We start from the raw sequence: 17,218 nt of genomic DNA on the forward strand, positions 1-17,218 counted from the left end.
CGCGCGATCAAAGTAGCCGACGCGCCGCAGGAGCGGAGTGTGAACAGTGGGGCGCACACCCGGCGCAACGGAGCCCGTGGGCGCATGCCCCGCGGACCCCTCCGCCCCGGCGCCGCCCTACCGGGAGCCCGCCCTGCCCGGAACCCGCTCCACCCGGAGGGCGCCCCACCCGGAGCGAGCCCCCGTTTTCCCCTCGGGCAGGCAAAGTCGGCGGCTTGGGGAGGGTCGGGTGCGGTCGCGCGGGAACGGATCGGTAACCTAAGGCCGCTGACAGACCCTTAGGGCGGCTTTAGACAGAGGTCGCCCTGCTTCGCCCACGTTCAAGGAGTTGCCGCCGCCGTGAGCAGCAGCCTTCGACGCGGCACTCTCGCCGCCGCCGTCATCGCGTTCTCGATCGCCTCACTCGCCGCGTGCGGTGCCGGCAGCAACGCCCAGACGTTGGAGGTCAAGCCGGACAACGCGGCCACCTCCGTGGGCGACATCAAGGTCCAGAACGCGCTCGTCATCACCCAGCCCGACGTGAAGGCCACCGGTCCGGCGGTGATCTCCGCGACGCTGTTCAACAACGGCACCAGCGCGCAGACCCTGGACTCCATCAGCGTCGAAGGCGAGGGCACCGCCCAGATCACGCCCGTCGGCGGCAAGGGCAAGCTGACCGTCCCGGCCGGCGGCTCGATCGTCATCGGCGGCAAGGGCAACGCCTCCGCGGCGCTGTCCAGCCCCTCCCGGACCGTCCTGAACGGCAGCGTCCAGAAGGTCACCTTCGCCTTCAGCGAGACCGGTGCCGTGAGCCTGAGCGCCTTTGTCGTCCCGGCCGAGAGCTACTTCTCCAAGTGGGGTCCGAGCGACATCCCGGCGGCGCCCACCGCTTCCGCCGCCCCTGCCTCCCCGGCCGCCCCGCCGTCCGGTTCGGCCACGGGCTCCCCGGCCGCGTCCGCGTCGGGCCAGCCGGGCAACACCGCGTCGTCGAGCGCGTCGGGCACCACCACGGCCACCGCATCGGCGTCCGCCTCCCAGTGAGGTGACGCCCGCCGGCCGCGGGCAGGCTCGCCCACGGCCCGTAACCGGGCCGGTACGCGGCCTGTACGTGGTCCATAGGCGGGCCCGTACGCGCCACAGCAGTCCGTACGACGAAGGGCGGGACCCCTCTCCAGGGGTCCCGCCCTTCGTCGTACTCCCGCGTCGTGCTCTACGCCGTACTCCCGCACGGGCGTGGAGGTGGGGCCGGTTTACGGCTCGAACTTGTAGCCGAGACCGCGCACCGTCACCAGGTACCGGGGCGCGCCCGGGTCCGGCTCGATCTTCGCGCGCAGGCGCTTGACGTGGACGTCGAGGGTCTTGGTGTCACCGACGTAGTCGGCGCCCCAGACCCGGTCGATGAGCTGCATCCGGGTCAGCACGCGGCCCGCGTTGCGCAGCAGCATCTCCAGGAGGTCGAACTCCTTCAGCGGGAGGTCGACCTTGCCGCCGGAGACGGTGACCACGTGTCGGTCGACGTCCATCCGGACAGGACCGGCCTCGAGGGCGGCCGGAGCCACCTCCTCCGGCTCCCCGCGGCGGCGCAGGACGGCCCGGATACGGGCGACCAGCTCCCGGGAGGAGAAGGGCTTGGTGACATAGTCGTCGGCTCCTATTTCGAGCCCGACCACCTTGTCGATCTCGCTGTCCTTGGCGGTGACCATGATCACCGGAACGTTGGAGCGGCCACGCAGCTGGCGGCAGACCTCGGTGCCGGGCAGCCCCGGCAGCATCAGGTCGAGGAGAACGAGGTCGGCGCCGTTGCGCTCGAACTCGTCGAGTCCGTCGGGCCCGGTGGTCGCGATGGCGACCTCGAAGCCCTCCTTGCGGAGCATGTACGACAGGGCGTCGGAGAAGGACTCCTCGTCCTCGACGACGAGCACACGGGTCACGGAAGGACCTCCGGGGCAGGAAGCGGTTCATACGGGGATGTGACGGTGGTCGTCCCGTCGGGCTGCCCGTTCTCGTCCTCTTCGTCGAGTCCGGGCATGTGGTGGTGGTGATCGGTCACGCGCTCGCGGGCCGCGGTCGCCTCCGGCAGCCGCAGGGTGAACGTGGAGCCCTGACCCTCGGAGCTCCACACCGTGACCTCCCCGCCGTGCGAGGCGGCCACGTGCTTGACGATCGCCAGCCCGAGGCCTGTACCGCCGGTGGCGCGGGAGCGGGCCGGATCGACACGGTAGAAGCGCTCGAAGACGCGCTCCTTGTCCTTGTCCGAGATGCCGATGCCCTGGTCGGTCACGGCGATCTCGATGTGTTCCCCGCCGGGTGCCGTCACCCGGCGGGCGGCTATCCCGACGCGGGTGCGGGCGGGCGAGTAGTTGACGGCGTTCTCGACGAGGTTGCCGAGGGCTGCGGCGAGCTGGCCCCGGTTCCCCCACAGGCTCAGGTCGGCGGTGCCGCCCGCGGCCATGGTGATCTGCTTCGTGCCGGCCTGGTGGCGGCAGCGGTCGATCGCCTCGGCGACCAGTTCGTCGACACGGACCGGCTCCGCGTCCTCCAGGGGATCGTCGTTCTGCACCCTCGACAGGTCGATGAGCTCCTGGACGAGGTTGGTGAGCCGGGTGGCCTCTATCTGCATGCGCCCGGCGAAGCGCTCGACGGCCTCCGGGTCGTCCGAGGCGTCCATGACGGCCTCGGAGAGCAGGGAGAGCGCTCCGACGGGAGTCTTGAGCTCATGGCTCACGTTCGCGACGAAGTCCCGCCGTACGGCTTCGATACGGCGTGCCTCCGTCAGGTCCTCCACGAGAAGGAGGACGAGTCGCGATCCGAGGGGAGCCACGCGCGCCGAAACGGCGAGGGCCTCACCCCTCCCCGTGCCCCTTCTCGGCAGGTCCAGCTCCACCTGACGTATCTCCCCGTCACGACGGGTGTCACGCGCCATGTGGAGCATCGGTTCGACGGCCAGTTTGCCGCCGCGCACCAGCCCGAGGGCGTACGCCGCCGAACTGGCCTTGACCACGGCGTCCGCTTCGTCGAGTACGACCGCCGAGGACCTGAGCACCGACAGCACGGTGTCGACACCGGGCGGAAGCACCGCGTCCGTGTGCAGAGAAGTGCGTGTCGGGCGTTTCTGGTCGCGCTCGCTCCAGCGGAACGCCAGCATGGCGATGACACCGGTAAGTACTCCGGCGATCGCTGCCGCTGCGGCGACCGCCGCGTTCACGTCCATGCACCCAGGTTAGGCATGCCGTCGCTCCTGGCCACAGCCATCCGAGTGCGAGCTCGAACACTCGTCGCCCAGAGTTCACCCAGGAGCCAGTGTTGATTCACTTGAGGTGCCGGAAACGGACGCGTACGGGTCCGAACGTGGGAGCGTGGGGTTCTCGGGTCCCTCCGGTGGCCGAGCGGCGACCGGAACAGCGCGGTCCCGGACCCCGGACCCCCAAAGCTGACGTACGAGAGGGACTACCACATGCGTGACGCGTATCACGAGGAACTTGACTCGATCGGCGACGGCCTGGTCGAGATGGCCCGGCTCGTCGGGTCGGCGATCGGGCGCGCCACGACGGCCATCCTCGACTCCGATCTGAAGCTGGCCGAGAGCGTGATCGCCGCCGACCAGAAGGTCGACGATCTTCAGCACGAGCTGGAGGCCCGCGCGATAGCCCTGCTGGCGCGCCAGCAGCCGGTGGCGACGGATCTCCGTATCGTCGTCACCTCGCTGCGGATGTCGGCCGACCTGGAGCGCTCCGGCGACCTGGCCCAGCACGTGGCCAAGCTGGCCCGGCTGCGCTTCCCCGACCGCGCCATCCCGCACGACCTGCACGCCACGATCCTGGAGATGGGCCAGCTCGCCCAGCGCCTGATGGCCAAGGCCGCCGAGGTCATCATCACCAAGGACGTCGACCTGGCGATGCAGCTGGAGCAGGACGACGACGAGATGGACCTCCTGCACCGCACGCTCTTCCAGCACCTGCTGGACGACAAGTGGCAGCACGGCATCGAGACCGCCGTCGACGTCACCCTCCTCGGCCGCTACTACGAGCGCTTCGCCGACCACGCCGTCTCGGTCGCCAAGCGCGTGGTCTACCTGGTCACCGGCGAACACGCCGACGAACTCCAGCCGGACATCCAGCCGGCCACGGGGGTGGAGGGCGCATAGCCCTCTCCGACCGGACCAGTGCTACGAGCCCGACTCTCGCCGGACGGACCGGGGCTACGAGCTTGACTCCCCCGGGCGAAGCCTGGGCCTCCTGACAGGCCCGGCTCCGCCCGGGCGGGACCAGGGCCACGAGCAGCCTGACTCCTCCGGGCGGGGCCAAGGCCTCCCGGCGGACCCGGTCTCCCAGACGGACCAGGGCTACGAGCATGCCTTCCCGGGACGGGCCGAGGCTTCCTGACGGGACCGGCTCTCCCAGACGGGCCAGGGGTTACGGCCGGCCCACCTCTCCCCGGCGGGCGCAGCTCTCTCCGGACACACGGAGCCTGCGGGCCCAGCCGTTCCCGGTCGGGGACGGCTGGGCCCAGCGCTTTCCCCCGCGGGAGCGGCGGGCGCGCCCTGATCCTGGCCCGCCCCGCGTGGGATTCACGCCGCGGGCGCGTGAGACGCCTCAGTGCGCCGTTGATGCGCCCGCCCTACTGGGCATGAGATGGGCGACAGGGGCTGTGCGGCGCGGTGTGCGTCGGACGCCTCCGTGCCTGAAGGAGGGACCCATGGCCGAATCCCCCAGCACGCCCGACCCGACCCAGGACCGCGACACCCAACAGCCCGCCGAGATCAAAAGTCTCCCTTTGTTCGGCGCTTGCGGCTGCGGCTCCGGCTGCGGCTGCGGCTGCCAGTCCGGCAATCCCTGCCAGTGCGGCTGATCGCATACGCACGTCCAGAAGGGCCCCGTCGCCGTGACGGGGCCCTTCGCCCTTGACGGGTGCGGGTCCGGGGCGCGTCCCGGACCCGCATCTAGCCGAGGGCGACGCTGTCGCCCAGGGCGGTCGCGCCGCTGGTGGTGCCGGTGCCGCCGAACGTCCAGCGCCAGGTGCCGGCCGAGTTCGCGGTGACCGTCGTCCTGAGCTTGCCGCTGCTGTCGGTGGTCACGGTCTTGACCGTGGTGTACGTCGAGGAGCCGGACTTCTTGAACCGGAGCGCCACCCGCTGGCCGCCGTACCCCGCGTACACGTTGGTGTCCCAGTTCGCCCGGGTCAGCGTCCCGGTGACGGTGAGGGTGCGGCCTTTGACGACGGGCTCGGGCGAGGCCTGTGTGGTCGCCAACTGGGCGTATCGCCTGATCTTGACCGGAGCACTGGTATTGAGGGTGAAGAAGTCCTGATCCACAGCGGCGGCTTCCGCGGTGAAGTGCCAGGTGCCGGCAGAGCTGCTCTTGAGGTCATAGTTGGTGCCGCGTGGGTTCAGGCTGTACTTGTAGACGCACTTCCTGGTCGTCGACGAGGGCCTCGTGCAGCTGGCGGAGCCGGCGAAGATGACCCGGTTGTCGGGGCTCACCAGCTTGGCGCCGTAGATTTCCTTGATCCCGGACCCGTCCTTGGCGGTGGCCGTGACCGTCAGCGTCTGTGTCGTGCTGACGCCGACGTTGACGGTGGTCTTGCTGAAGGCCACCGAGGTGAAGACGGTGTCGCCCTTCCTCGTGTCCGCGTGCGCCGCGGGTGTCAGGAACGACAGCAGGGCGAACGTGCCGACGGTGGCGGCCGCTGCAGTACGTATGCGCATTTCTCTCCAGAAACAGTCAGCAGAATGAATGGTGCGGTAGCGATAGGGGCGTACCGGACGTCGACGAAGTCCCCGGCGTCCTTGACGCCGGGAGTCGTCGTGATGGAGCGGAGCTCGTGGCGCCGGCACCTGTCCGATGTCGCGGCGACTTCAGACGTCGGCGTCCCCGACGAGCTCGTGGTGGTGGCCCCGAGGGACGGGTGAGCTTGCCGGTGACGGTGAGGGCGCTGCCTAAGGGCTGTCCCGTAATCCCCGGCGGGCGCACGACGACAGCTACGGCACCTCGCCGCGTTGTCGGATCGCCCGAATACGCCCAATATGAGGACGACCCTCCGCCTTGCGATGCACCGCATCTGACGCCGCGCGCCGATCCACCGGGGATTACGGGACAGCCCTTAGTCGGCCGCGAGGAGACCGGTTAAGGCCGCGGCGCCGGCGAACACGGCGCCGGGAGTCGACTTGCGCATGAGATCCCTCGCGGAAGACCCGTCGAAGCCCCCCGACAGGTCACAGACAATTGCGCGCAGTGTACGCACGGTTTCAGGCCTGCCGGACACGGCCGCTGGCTCGGCGACAAGCGCGCCCTTGCGGAGAACTCTCAGGCCGGCGACTTCATCAGAGATCCGTCCGCCCTCAGGCCGCGTCGCCTCGCTCCGGCTGGTTGAACCCGAGCACCGCAGGGGATTCCGAAGGACCGGATGTGCTCGCGACAGGTCGAACTCTGCTCGATTATGGGGCTGTTGTCCGATTGACCGTGGTCTGACCGGCGAACTCTGCTACCTCTGGGGCAGGGGAGGCGGGCCCTGGCCCGCGGCAGCGCGAGGGGCGTTGCCAGGAGGGGACACACGTGAGCACCACACCACGGGACGCGGTCATCGCCATCGAGCAGAAGGCCGTCGACCGCGCCTACGACTGCTACGAGGCCCGGCTCGCGGAGATGACGTCGCCGTCGACGGCCACGGCTTCCGCGAGCGGCAAGGACGGCGTAGCGGTCCGCAGGAAGGCCGAGAGCACGGCGGAGGAGTACGGCGGTCTCGGGGGCGAGGCCCTGGTCATCAGCCGCGTAGACGTCCAGGAACCGGGCGACGCCGAGCCGGAGACGTTCTACGTCGGACGACGCCATGTCTTCGACACCGAGACCCGCGATCAAGTGGTCGTCTCCTGGACGAACCCGATCGCCGTGAGCTGGCACAACGCCCGCCCTGAGACGCCGGGCGAAGTACTCCTGCGGCGCCGGTTACGCTGCGCCGAGCGTACGGTCGAGGACTTCCTGGACGAGATCACCCCGGCAGCGGAACCGCGCACCGGCTCGCTGGAACCCGGTCAAGAGGCCGCCTCATCACCGGCTTTCGAGGACGAACCCGCTCCGCTCGAAGCCTCTGAAGCACCTGGAACGCTTGAAGCCCCTGGGACTCATGAGCCTGAGGAAGCCCAGGAGAAGCCGGAAAGCACCACCGCCCCGCCCACCGGGAACGACGTCGGACGGCCGCGTACCGTCCCGTCTCCGCGACATGCCGTCGGCCGACGGCGTCAAAAGCCGCAACCGGTCGACGAGTTCCTCCTGCGTGAGTTGCGCCGGTCCCGCAGTGGCCGGATGCGCGACATCGTGGAGACGATCAGACGTGACCAGATGGCACTGGTCACCGGTTCGCCCGCGGACATCCTCGTCATTCAGGGCGGACCCGGCACCGGAAAGTCGGCGGTCGGTCTGCACCGAGTGACCTGGCTCGTCAACAACGACCACTTCCGCGCACAGGACATCCTGGTCGTCGGACCGCACCAGAACTTCCTGGAGTACGTGGGGCGCGTACTGCCGACCCTCGGCACCCGCAACGTCACCGCCGTACAACTGGCCCGCCTCTGGGAAGGGGAGATCCAGGGCGCGGACTCCACCGCGGCGCGGCTGGTGAAGTCCGACGAACGGATGGCGGCCGTACTGCGCAGGCGAGTGGAGAGCGAGTGCCGGCCCGAAGCCGTCGACACCGTCGTCTCCGCCCCCTCCCACGCCCAGGACGAAGCGGCCTTCGTCGTTGTCGTGGGCAGCACTTCCCTGCGTCTGCCGCGCTCGGAGGTGCTCGGCCTCCTCCAGGAAGCCCGGGAGGGACCCGAAGGCTACCGGGCGCGCAGGGACCGGTTCCGCACCCTGCTGGTGGACCGGCTGCTGGGTGAACTCGTCCGGATCGCCCCGCGCCGCAGCAGGGACGCGACCGTACGCCGCGATCTGGAGCGCAACCGGCAGGTCACGACCCTCGTCGACCGGGTCTGGCCCGCGCTGAGCCCCGAGGAGGCACTGCGCGGTCTGCTCAACTCGCCCACCAGGCTTGGTGAATGCGCCTCCGGGATCCTCGACGCCGGTGAACAGGCGCTTCTTCAGCGGCCGAAGGCCGAGAGCGCCGCCGAAGAGCCCTGGACCATCGACGACTTGGTATGCCTTGAGGAGCTGCGTTCCCTCATCGCGGGGGAGAGCCCGCAGAGGTACCGGCACATCGTGGTCGACGAGGCACAGGACCTCACCCCGATGCAGGCGAGGTCCCTGCGCAGACGGTGCCCGACCGGCTCGATGACCGTGCTCGGCGATCTGGCCCAGGCCACCGGACCGCATTCCTACACCGGCTGGGGCCAGTTGGGCGGAATTCTGTCAGCCCAAGGCGACTGGCGCGTGGCCGAGCTGAACACCAGTTACCGCGTGCCCGCGGAGATCATGGAGTTCGTGGCGCCGCTGGCCCGGGCCGTCGCGCCCTCTCTGCCCTACCCGACGGCCGTGCGACGGGCCGGCGACGAGGCGGTTCGGCTCGTATCCACAACTCCCTGGGAACTGCTGGACGACGCGGCGGCCCGTACGGCACGACTCGTGGGCACCGATGACGGGCGGTCCCCGAGGTCGATCGCGGTCATCGTTCCCGACGACTCCGACTGGCTGGAGGAGGTCCGCCGCCGCGTCGACCTCGTGGACGGCGTGACCGAGGAGATGCTCCGGACCGTGTCCGTGCTCCCCGCCGCCCAGGCCAAGGGCATGGAGTTCGACCATGTGCTGGTCCTGGAGCCGGCGACCATCGCCGACCGGGGCCCCGCGGGACTGCGCCAGCTGTACGTCGCCCTGACCCGTAGCACCCAGACACTGACGGTCCTCCACACGACACCGCTGCCACTCGAACTCGGCACCACGGTCGACGACGCGGACGGCGAAGTCTCCTCCGCCCTCTCGCACTTGATGCCCACGGCATCACCGTCGAGGAGAACGCCGGGCGCCGGTGGTTCCGCTCCCGACGGCTCCACCCTCGACGACTCCACCCACGATGGTGCTCCGGCCGATGAACTGCCGGTCGGCGCAGCCGTCGAGGTGCGGGTGCTCGGCCCCGGCCCCGGATCGCACTGGAAGGTGAAGGTCCTCGCACCTGCCACGGAGCGAACCGTTCTCCTCGTCCCCCGCCACGGCGAACCCACTCCGACCACGGGCTCCCGGCTGGACGGCTGGGTGACCCGGAACGAAGGCCGCCTGAGCCTGGTCTCGGCCGGCGACTTCGGCCGCAGACCCATCTCGGCCCGGATGGCGCCCCGTTACGAGGCCGCGCTCGGCGTCCTGCGGGACATAGCCGACGGCGACGGCGCGACCACACCGGAGACGACGGCTCTCCTCTCCGAACTGAGGGGCATGGCCAGCCGTTGCCTGCGCCGCGATCGGGTGGACTGGCTGAGCGTATGGCGCCTGTTGGGTTCCGCCGACCGCGACCGCCTGAATGATCTGGCGGACCTCGCCCAGCGCACGCGCCAAGCGGTCGCCTCGGACGCTCCCGGCCTGCGAGCCGCTCTGACGGACGATCCGGCGTTCCGTCACTGGACCGACGCTCTCGACCGGGCTCAGGACGAACTCCGCCATCGAATCGACACCGACCCGGAGTCGAAACCGGAACCGGGGCCGGGGCTGGGGGCGGGGCCGAATCAGAAGCCGAATCCGGAGCCCGTACCGGAACTCGGACCCGAGCTCGGACCCGAGCCCAGCACCGTATCCGCGCCCAACAGGGCGCCCGGGCCCGCCACAGCGCCCGAAGCCGCCACCGCACGACCCGAGGCGATCACGGCTCCACCGACCGAGCCGCGCACGACACACGAGCAGAAGGACACCGACCCCATGAACACTGCCCCTCTCCTGGAAACCGACCACGCCCCGTCCGAGGGACGGGCGGCTTGGAGCGAGGCACTCGCGCGGCAACTGGACGTCGAGGCGCAGACCGACCGGGACTGCAACACCCACGAGGCCGTGCGCTTCGAACTGCGGGCCGCGCTCCTGCGAGCGGGGCTGCGCCCTGCGGACACCCGCGCCTCCGACGCGATCCTGGAGGGCCCGGACGGCTTCTTCCGCTACGAGGTGCTCGGCGCCGGCCGTTGCGGCTACACGCACCTGCGGGCGGGAGCCGTCCGCCTCATGGAACTCGACCGGGTGGAGACCCGCTCCGCGGACACCCGGTACCTGGTCCTGTCCGGGCCGCCCACGGAGGACTGGGCTCCCCACGCGATTCGAGAGGCCTTCGGCGTGCACGTCGTATGGCGGACCGCAGCCGGCTGGCACGGCCCGGACGCACGAACCGCCCTGCACCTGACCGACTGACTCATGGCTCCGGCCGCCCCTGGTGGCCGACCTGGCGAGACGCCGACGTGCCTGATCGGGGATGCCGACTCACCGCCGTCCCCGTCGCGTCCCGGGCCTGCCCTCCGAGAGGGCGGGCGCCGGACGGACACCCGCCCCCGCCCCCGGAGGGCATCCGGCGACTTCCTGCCCCCGTGCTCTGTCCCGGCCGGGACAGACCGGGCGGCGCGGCTCCGCCGTCAGCGGTTGGTCGTGGTGGTGATGTCGACGACGTGGTTGTACCGCTCCAGCAGCACGAAGAGCTTGGTCTTCTGCGTCGTCTCCCCGCTGCCGAAGGTCAGGGTGACGATCACCTCATGGCCCATACCCACGGCGCCGTTGTCGGTCACCGTCCACTGCGCCGGGACGTTCTGGGCACGCAGGACGCCGTCCGTCCCGTTCTTCTCCTCCCAGGCCGCCAGCCGCTTGGCGAAGTCGGGCGTCAGGTAGTGCGTACGGAGCGCCGTGGCCAGCGTGCCGTCCGGGTCCTCGTAGTCGCCCTTCGCGTCGATGTACGCGCCGTAGAAGTCGCCGACCCGGGTCACCGCTTGGCCCTTCGTGCCGCTCACCGACTTCGCTGCGGCGGTGGACACCTTTGCGGGGGCATGGACGGACGCCTGTGCCGACACCTGCGTCGACACACCGAGTCCGACAGCCAGGACGAGGCCGGCGACGACGGCCGCGCGGCGGCCGGGGCGACGGTGTGCGGGGGACTTCCTGTTCATGTGCGTCTTCCTTCTCTGGTTCGTGTGTGGTTGCTCTCGGCCGGTTCCGGCTCCCGTGCCGAAGGCGCCTGCCGACTTGTCGCCGCCTGGTCCGCGTCCGATTCGAGGACAGGACGGCCCGACTGCCCGATCAGGCGGGAGTCGGCCAGGTGTCTTGGCTCCGGGGCGGTCGTTCCGCCTCGGCCGGTGCGACAACCAGAGCTTCGAGGACGCCGGTGATCTCCGGCAACAGCTGCCGCCGCACCTGCAACGGTGGAACCGTCCCACCCCTGTTGAGCTGCGGAAACAGGGAGTGCCTGGGATGCCGTCCCGGGATGCGGAAACGACTCGTGCACCAACGTTCCCCAAGGCCGGTGCCCGCGCCGGACGTTCACGGCTTCGAGCAGCAGCCGAACAACCGGGCCCGGAGGGCCCTCCGGCAGGCTCTCCGACCGCAGGCGCACACAACCTGGGGTTCCAGAGAGGTTCCACGGCATGAAAACGCCCCTGAGCCGCGCCGTATGCGCACGCTCGGACCTGGCCATCGGCAGGAGCCTGGATGGCAGGGCGTCGAGGTGACTCGGCCTCTCAGCGCCATGAGCTCGGGAAGCAGCGACGCTTGTACGGTGACGCGAATTCCGACCTGCGCAGACACCGTCTCCCCGGGGTGCCTGAGGGTCGGATCACACCGCTGTTGACCGTGGTCGTCCGCTCTGAAGGGCACGCTGTGGGCACGGAGGGACGGGGCCCCGGAGCGTATGTGGGTGCGACGGTCACTCCGCAAGGTCTCGGCTGCGCACGCCGTGAACTCGGCGAAGAAGCGGGAGCGATCGCTGAACGATGGCGATCACCCGGCCCGTACGCGATCACCCTGGGCTCCATCGCTCGCGTCCACCTCTACGAAGCCCGTGAACTCACGCGCGGTCTCCAGGAACTCACTCCCGCCGAAGTGGACTACAAGCTCAGTCGGCGGTCCATGACCAGTGCGCTCGACGCCGTCGCCGGGGGCGGTTCCACGGGGAAGTCCGGTCCCCGCAGCGCTCCCGTCGGTCCGCCGGCCGTCAGGTGATCTGGCCGGCCGCCCACTCGGCCCACTCGCGGCGCATGGCGTTGAACCGCAGGCCGTACTCCAGGGCGATCCGGCCGTAGACCGAAAGACCGCCGTCATCCCAGTCGACGGACTCCTCCAGCCGACGCAGACTCTGGTACCCCTGATCGGACAGCTCGATGAGCTCGGCGAGGTAGCCGTGTGCCTGCTCGGGCGTCAGCACCCCGAGAAAGAACACCCGCAGGAGAATGTCGCTGCGGGTGTTCCGCTGCGGCTTGGTCTCGATCAGCCAGTGCCGCAGTTCGGCCAGTCCCTCGTCGGTGAGGGCGTACTCCTTGCGGCCTCGCGGCCCCTCGGCTGCCACCGTGATCAGCCCTGTGCCCGCCAGCTTGGTCAGCTCGGTGTAGATCTGACTCTGGGTCGCCGGCCAAGCGGTGGCCAGCGACGTCTCGAACAGTTTCAGCAGGTCGTAGCCGCTGGCGGGGCGCTCGGAGAGGAGCCCGAGCAGCGCGTGTCGAAGACTCATGCCGTCCAGTCTACATTCCACTCTTGACATGTCATTACTGGACCTTCTACTTTCGACATGCCAGAACAGAAATGCTGAAGCAAGCGGAGATCTCATGTCCTACCTGCGCACCTTCCTCCCGTGGATCGTCTTCGCCGTGCTGCCCTCGGGTAACTGGCAGTGGGCGGCGCTGGCCGCCCTGGTGGTCGCGGTGGCCGTGATCGGCCAGCAGTTACGGTCCGGCGTCGGACCGGACGCGCTGATCATCGAGATCGGCTCCGCGGTCTTCTTCGCCGTGCTGGCCGGCATCGCCTTCGCCAACCCCGACTCGGGCGTGCACGACTACTCAGCGGCGCTGTCGGCGGGCACGCTGGCGGTCATCGCCGGGGTCTCGCTGGCCATCGGCAAGCCGTTCACGTTGGGCATCGCCAAGCGCACCACCCCGCGCGAGGTCTGGGAGCTCAAGCCGTTCATCCGGACCAACGTCATCATCACCGCCGTCTGGACCGCGGCCTTCGCCCTGACCGCTGTCGTGCTCGCCTTTGTGGCGCACGCCGGAAACGCCCACTCGACCCCCGCCACGCTCGTCCAGGTCGCCGGCTTCGCCCTCCCGATGATCTTCACCGTCCGCTACGTCGCCCACGTCCAGGCCAAGGCCGGTGCCCGATGACCTCCGCGCAACAGGGACGGCCCCACCTGGCGGGCAACTACGCCCCGGTCGGCGAAGAACTCACCGCGTACGACCTGCCGGTGACGGGACGGATCCCGGCCGAGCTGGCCGGCTGGTACCTCCGCAACGGGCCGAATCCGGCCGACGCCGCCTCCGGACACTGGTTCTTCGGCGACGGCATGATCCACGGCGTCCGGCTGGAGGGCGGCCGGGCCGTCTCGTACCGCAACCGCTGGGTACGCACCCGTAGTTTCACCGACGGGGCCCGGGCCTACGACGACCAGGGCCACCGCGACCTCACCGTGGGCCCTGCCAACACCCACGTCATCCGGCACGCGGGCCGGACCCTCGCCCTGGTCGAGACGGCCCTGCCCTACGAACTCGCCCGCGACCTGGACACGGTCGGCGCATACGACTTCGGCGGAAAGCTGAGCACCGCGATGACCGCGCACCCGAAGGTGTGCCCGGTCACCGGGGAGCTGCACTTCTTCGGCTACGGGACACTGGAGGCCCCGTATCTCACCTACCACCGGGCGGATGCCTCGGGCGAGCTGATGATCACCAGGCCGGTCGAGGTGCCCGGGCCGACGATGATGCACGACTTCAACCTCACCGCGGAGCACGTCGTCTTCATGGACCTGCCCGTCGTCTTCGACCTGGACCTGGCCATGGCCGGGACCATGCCCTACCACTGGGACGACGCCTACGGCGCCCGGCTGGGGGTGCTGCGCCGCAACGACCCGTACGGCGAGGTGCGCTGGTTCGGCATCGACCCGTGCTACGTCTTCCACCCGCTCAACGCCTACGACGCGCTGGACGGCACCATCGTGCTGCACGTCATGCGCTACCCGGAGCTGTGGCGGCGCACCGGCGACGTCATCGACCGCAGGCAGGAGGCCGTGCTCTGGAAGTGGACGATCGACCCGGCCACCGGGACGGTCCACGAGGAGCAGTGCGACGACCGTCCCGGCGAGTTCCCCCGGGTCGACGACCGGCTGACCGGGCTGGACGCCGCATACGGGCACGTGACCTGCGGCAGCTCACTGGTCCGATACGAGCTGGGCAGTGGCGCGGCGACGGCGCACGACTTCGGGCCCCGCCGCACGCCCGGCGAGGCCGCCTTCGCCCCGGCCGGCGACGCGGCGGGCGGCCCTGGCTGGCTCATGACGTACGTCTACGACGCCGGCGCCGACCGCAGCGACCTGGTCATCCTGGACGCGGGCGACCTCGCCGCCGGCCCGGTCGCAACCATTCACCTGCCGGCCCGCGTGCCGTACGGCTTCCACGGCAACTGGCTTGCGGATTGAGCAACCAAGCCCGGATGGCCGCTGCGACAGCCGACGTCGCGACACCGCGCGAGCGCCGGTCGCTGTTGGCGGGCGGGCTCGCGACCGTCAACGAGCCGGTCCATCTCGCCGGCCTCCTGGCCGGTCCGGGGTCCTCTGCTCGGGCCGCGATACCCGAGTCGGTGGACGCGTTGCCACATCGCCCCGTCCCGATCAGCCGGGCGCTCGCCGCCGTCGCCGACGCAGAGCTCGACCCCAACACGGTCACCGCTCCGCAAGCGAAGGACCCAGAGTGGGCCCCGGACGTGAAAACACCCCCGATCCGCTCCATAAACGCAGTTCGGGGGCGTGATCGCGAAAACTACTTCTTCTTGCCCTGGTTCTTGACCGCCTCGATCGCCGCCGCGGCAGCGTCCGGGTCGAGGTAGGTGCCGCCCGGGTTGAGGGGCTTGAAGTCGGCGTCCAGCTCGTAGGAGAGGGGGATGCCGGTGGGGATGTTCAGGCCCGCGATGTCGGCGTCGGAGATGCCGTCGAGGTGCTTGACCAGAGCGCGGAGCGAGTTGCCGTGGGCCGCGACCAGGACCGTACGACCGGTCAGGAGGTCCGGGACGATGCCGTCGAACCAGTACGGGAGCATGCGGACGACGACGTCCTTGAGGCACTCCGTCTGCGGGCGCAGCTCCGGCGGCAGCGCCGCGTAGCGCGGGTCGTCGAACTGGGAGTACTCGGAGTCGCGGTCGAGCGCCGGCGGCGGGGTGTCGTACGAGCGGCGCCAGAGCATGAACTGCTCCTCGCCGAACTCGGCGAGCGTCTGGGCCTTGTCCTTGCCCTGGAGGGCTCCGTAGTGACGCTCGTTCAGGCGCCAGCTGCGGTGGACCGGGATCCAGAGGCGGTCCGCGGACTCCAGGGCCAGCTGCGCGGTGCGGATCGCGCGCTTCTGGAGCGAGGTGTGGACCACGTCGGGCAGCAGGCCGGCGTCCTTGAGCAGCTCACCGCCGCGGACTGCCTCCTTCTCGCCCTTCTCGTTGAGGTTGACGTCCACCCAACCGGTGAACAGGTTCTTCGCGTTCCATTCGCTCTCGCCGTGGCGGAGGAGGATCAGTTTGTACGGTGCGTCGGCCATGGCTCCGAGCGTAATCGAACCCCGCGACCACTCGCGCCCTAGGCCATCAGTCGGACACGGGAAGCCCCGCCTGGCCGTTCCGGCCCCTCTTCGGCGTCCTTCAGTTGACGGCATCTGTTAATTGAGTGGCCCTGCGGCGCAGCCCGCTCGTAAGTTGTGCTCACCGCCCGAGCCGCTTACATCCGTGGGGGATCCATGCCAGCCGCCGTCATGAGACGTGCCGTCCGCGAGACCGTCTCAGGGCTCCCCCGCGAGTTCTGGTGGCTGTGGACCAGCACACTCATCAACCGGCTCGGGGCCTTCGTCGCCACCTTCATGGCGCTGTATCTGACCCTCGACCGCGGCTACTCCGCCTCGTACGCCGGTCTGGTCGCGTCCCTGCACGGCCTCGGCGGCGTGGTCTCCTCGCTCGCCGCCGGAGTGATGACCGACCGGTTCGGCCGGCGGCCCACCCTGCTCGTCGCGCAGGTGTCGACGGCCGGCTCGGTCGCGCTGCTCGGCTTCATGCACCACCCGGTGGCCATCGCCTCCGTCGCCTTCCTGGTCGGCATGGCCAGCAACGCCTCCCGGCCCGCCGTGCAGGCGATGATGGCCGACATCGTCCGGCCCGAGGACCGCGTCCGCGCCTTCTCCCTCAACTACTGGGCCATCAACCTCGGTTTCGCCGTCTCCTCGATGGGCGCCGGCTTCATCGCCGAGTTCAGCTACCTCGCGGGCTTCCTCATCGAGGCCGGCATGACCCTCGTCTGCGCGCTCGTCGTCTTCGCGAAGCTCCCGGAGTCCAGGCCCGTGCAGGTCGCCAAGGAGACGGAACCCGCGGTCGGGCTCGGGACCGTACTGCGCGACGGACGGTTCATGAGCGTCGTCGGCCTGTCGTTCCTCGTCGCCCTCGTCTTCCAGCAGGGCTCCGTCGGACTGCCGGTGGCCATGGGCAGGGCCGGTTTCACCCCGGCCGACTACGGCACGGCGATCGCCGTCAACGGCGTCATGATCGTCGCGCTCCAGATCCCGGTCACCCGTTTCATCGAGCACCGGGACCCCAAACGGCTGCTCGTGATCTCGTCGCTGCTCGCCGGGTACGGGTTCGGGCTCACCGCCTTCGCCGGGTCGGTCGGGGTCTTCACGCTCACCGTCTGCGTGTGGACCCTCGCCGAGATCGTCAACGCCCCGACGCAGACCGGTCTCGTCGTCCGCCTCTCCCCCGTCCACGGCCGCGGCCGCTACCAGGGCATGTACACCCTCTCGTGGGCCCTCGCCGCGCTCATCGCCCCGGTGATGTCCGGCGTCGTCATCGACCGCTTCGGCGCGGCCTGGCTCTGGGGGCTGTGCGCGGTGGTCGGCACGGCGGCGGGGCTCGGGTACGGGCTGCTCATGCGACGGCTCCCGGCGGAGGAGTCGGTACGGGAGCCCGTACGGGAGTCGGTACGGGCTCCCCTTCAGACGTCCCTCGCGGACGAGGCGGTCGTCGAGGTCGGCCCCGCCGCCGTGGGCTGCGGCCCCGCGGTGGAGGCCGCCCCGGCACCCCGCACGGAGTCCGCACCGGCCTGAGACCCGAGTCCCGGGCCGGGGTGTCCG

13 protein-coding genes are annotated in these 17,218 nt (G+C 70.2%); 7 read left to right on the plus strand and 6 right to left on the minus strand.

The window, feature by feature from the left end:
* The first annotated feature begins 339 nt into the window (after positions 1-339).
* The gene (locus N4G66_RS01480; protein WP_261702035.1) at positions 340-1,020 is read left to right on the plus strand and encodes a DUF461 domain-containing protein; all 681 of its coding nucleotides are present in this window, start codon (positions 340-342) and stop codon (positions 1,018-1,020) included.
* Between the two features lie 209 nt (positions 1,021-1,229).
* Here the strand turns inward: N4G66_RS01480 and N4G66_RS01485 are convergent, their stop codons facing one another.
* Both N4G66_RS01485 and N4G66_RS01490 read right to left on the minus strand, forming a co-directional pair.
* A complete protein-coding gene (locus N4G66_RS01485) occupies positions 1,230-1,910 on the minus strand; it encodes a response regulator transcription factor (RefSeq protein ID WP_037622332.1) in 681 nt (226 codons plus the stop codon).
* Positions 1,907-3,190, minus strand: a complete 1,284-nt coding sequence (locus N4G66_RS01490; protein ID WP_261702036.1) for a sensor histidine kinase — start codon at positions 3,188-3,190, stop codon at positions 1,907-1,909. Before N4G66_RS01490 ends, N4G66_RS01485 begins: the two co-directional genes overlap by 4 nt.
* A gap of 243 nt (positions 3,191-3,433) precedes the next feature.
* Here N4G66_RS01490 and phoU point away from each other — a divergent pair, with 243 nt between their 5' ends.
* The gene (phoU, locus tag N4G66_RS01495; protein WP_261702037.1) at positions 3,434-4,123 is read left to right on the plus strand and encodes a phosphate signaling complex protein PhoU; all 690 of its coding nucleotides are present in this window, start codon (positions 3,434-3,436) and stop codon (positions 4,121-4,123) included.
* A gap of 795 nt (positions 4,124-4,918) precedes the next feature.
* Here phoU and N4G66_RS01500 read toward each other — a convergent pair.
* The gene (locus N4G66_RS01500; protein ID WP_261702038.1) at positions 4,919-5,683 is read right to left on the minus strand and encodes a calcium-binding protein; all 765 of its coding nucleotides are present in this window, start codon (positions 5,681-5,683) and stop codon (positions 4,919-4,921) included.
* An 847-nt stretch (positions 5,684-6,530) separates the two neighbouring features.
* Between N4G66_RS01500 and N4G66_RS01505 the strand changes: the two genes are divergently transcribed.
* Positions 6,531-10,289 (plus strand): ATP-binding domain-containing protein, encoded by a 3,759-nt coding sequence (locus N4G66_RS01505; RefSeq protein ID WP_261702039.1) that lies wholly within the window; start codon positions 6,531-6,533, stop codon positions 10,287-10,289.
* 218 nt (positions 10,290-10,507) lie between these two features.
* Here the strand turns inward: N4G66_RS01505 and N4G66_RS01510 are convergent, their stop codons facing one another.
* Positions 10,508-11,032: a hypothetical protein gene (locus N4G66_RS01510; RefSeq protein WP_261702040.1), complete on the minus strand. Its 525-nt coding sequence runs from the start codon at positions 11,030-11,032 to the stop codon at positions 10,508-10,510.
* Positions 11,033-11,771: 739 nt separating this feature from the next.
* On the opposite strand from N4G66_RS01510, the gene N4G66_RS01515 reads away from it, so the two are divergent.
* On the plus strand, positions 11,772-12,080 hold the full coding sequence (locus N4G66_RS01515; protein WP_261702041.1) for a hypothetical protein: 309 nt from the start codon (positions 11,772-11,774) through the stop codon (positions 12,078-12,080).
* Here N4G66_RS01515 and N4G66_RS01520 read toward each other — a convergent pair.
* A complete protein-coding gene (locus N4G66_RS01520; RefSeq protein ID WP_261702042.1) occupies positions 12,073-12,585 on the minus strand; it encodes a PadR family transcriptional regulator in 513 nt (170 codons plus the stop codon). The genes N4G66_RS01515 and N4G66_RS01520 overlap by 8 nt on opposite strands.
* A gap of 94 nt (positions 12,586-12,679) precedes the next feature.
* Here N4G66_RS01520 and N4G66_RS01525 point away from each other — a divergent pair, with 94 nt between their 5' ends.
* A complete protein-coding gene (locus tag N4G66_RS01525) occupies positions 12,680-13,234 on the plus strand; it encodes a hypothetical protein (RefSeq protein WP_261702043.1) in 555 nt (184 codons plus the stop codon).
* Positions 13,231-14,541, plus strand: a complete 1,311-nt coding sequence (locus N4G66_RS01530) for a carotenoid oxygenase family protein (RefSeq protein WP_261702044.1) — start codon at positions 13,231-13,233, stop codon at positions 14,539-14,541. Before N4G66_RS01525 ends, N4G66_RS01530 begins: the two co-directional genes overlap by 4 nt.
* 340 nt (positions 14,542-14,881) lie before the next feature.
* Here the strand turns inward: N4G66_RS01530 and N4G66_RS01535 are convergent, their stop codons facing one another.
* A complete protein-coding gene (locus tag N4G66_RS01535) occupies positions 14,882-15,643 on the minus strand; it encodes a phosphoglyceromutase (protein WP_261702045.1) in 762 nt (253 codons plus the stop codon).
* 195 nt (positions 15,644-15,838) lie between these two features.
* Here N4G66_RS01535 and N4G66_RS01540 point away from each other — a divergent pair, with 195 nt between their 5' ends.
* Complete coding sequence (locus N4G66_RS01540) at positions 15,839-17,191, plus strand: MDR family MFS transporter (RefSeq protein ID WP_261702046.1); 1,353 nt, start codon at positions 15,839-15,841, stop codon at positions 17,189-17,191.
* The last annotated feature ends 27 nt before the right edge of the window (positions 17,192-17,218 follow it).

The sequence above is a fragment of the Streptomyces rhizosphaerihabitans genome, assembly GCF_025399795.1.
Classification (GTDB): domain Bacteria; phylum Actinomycetota; class Actinomycetes; order Streptomycetales; family Streptomycetaceae; genus Streptomyces; species Streptomyces rhizosphaerihabitans.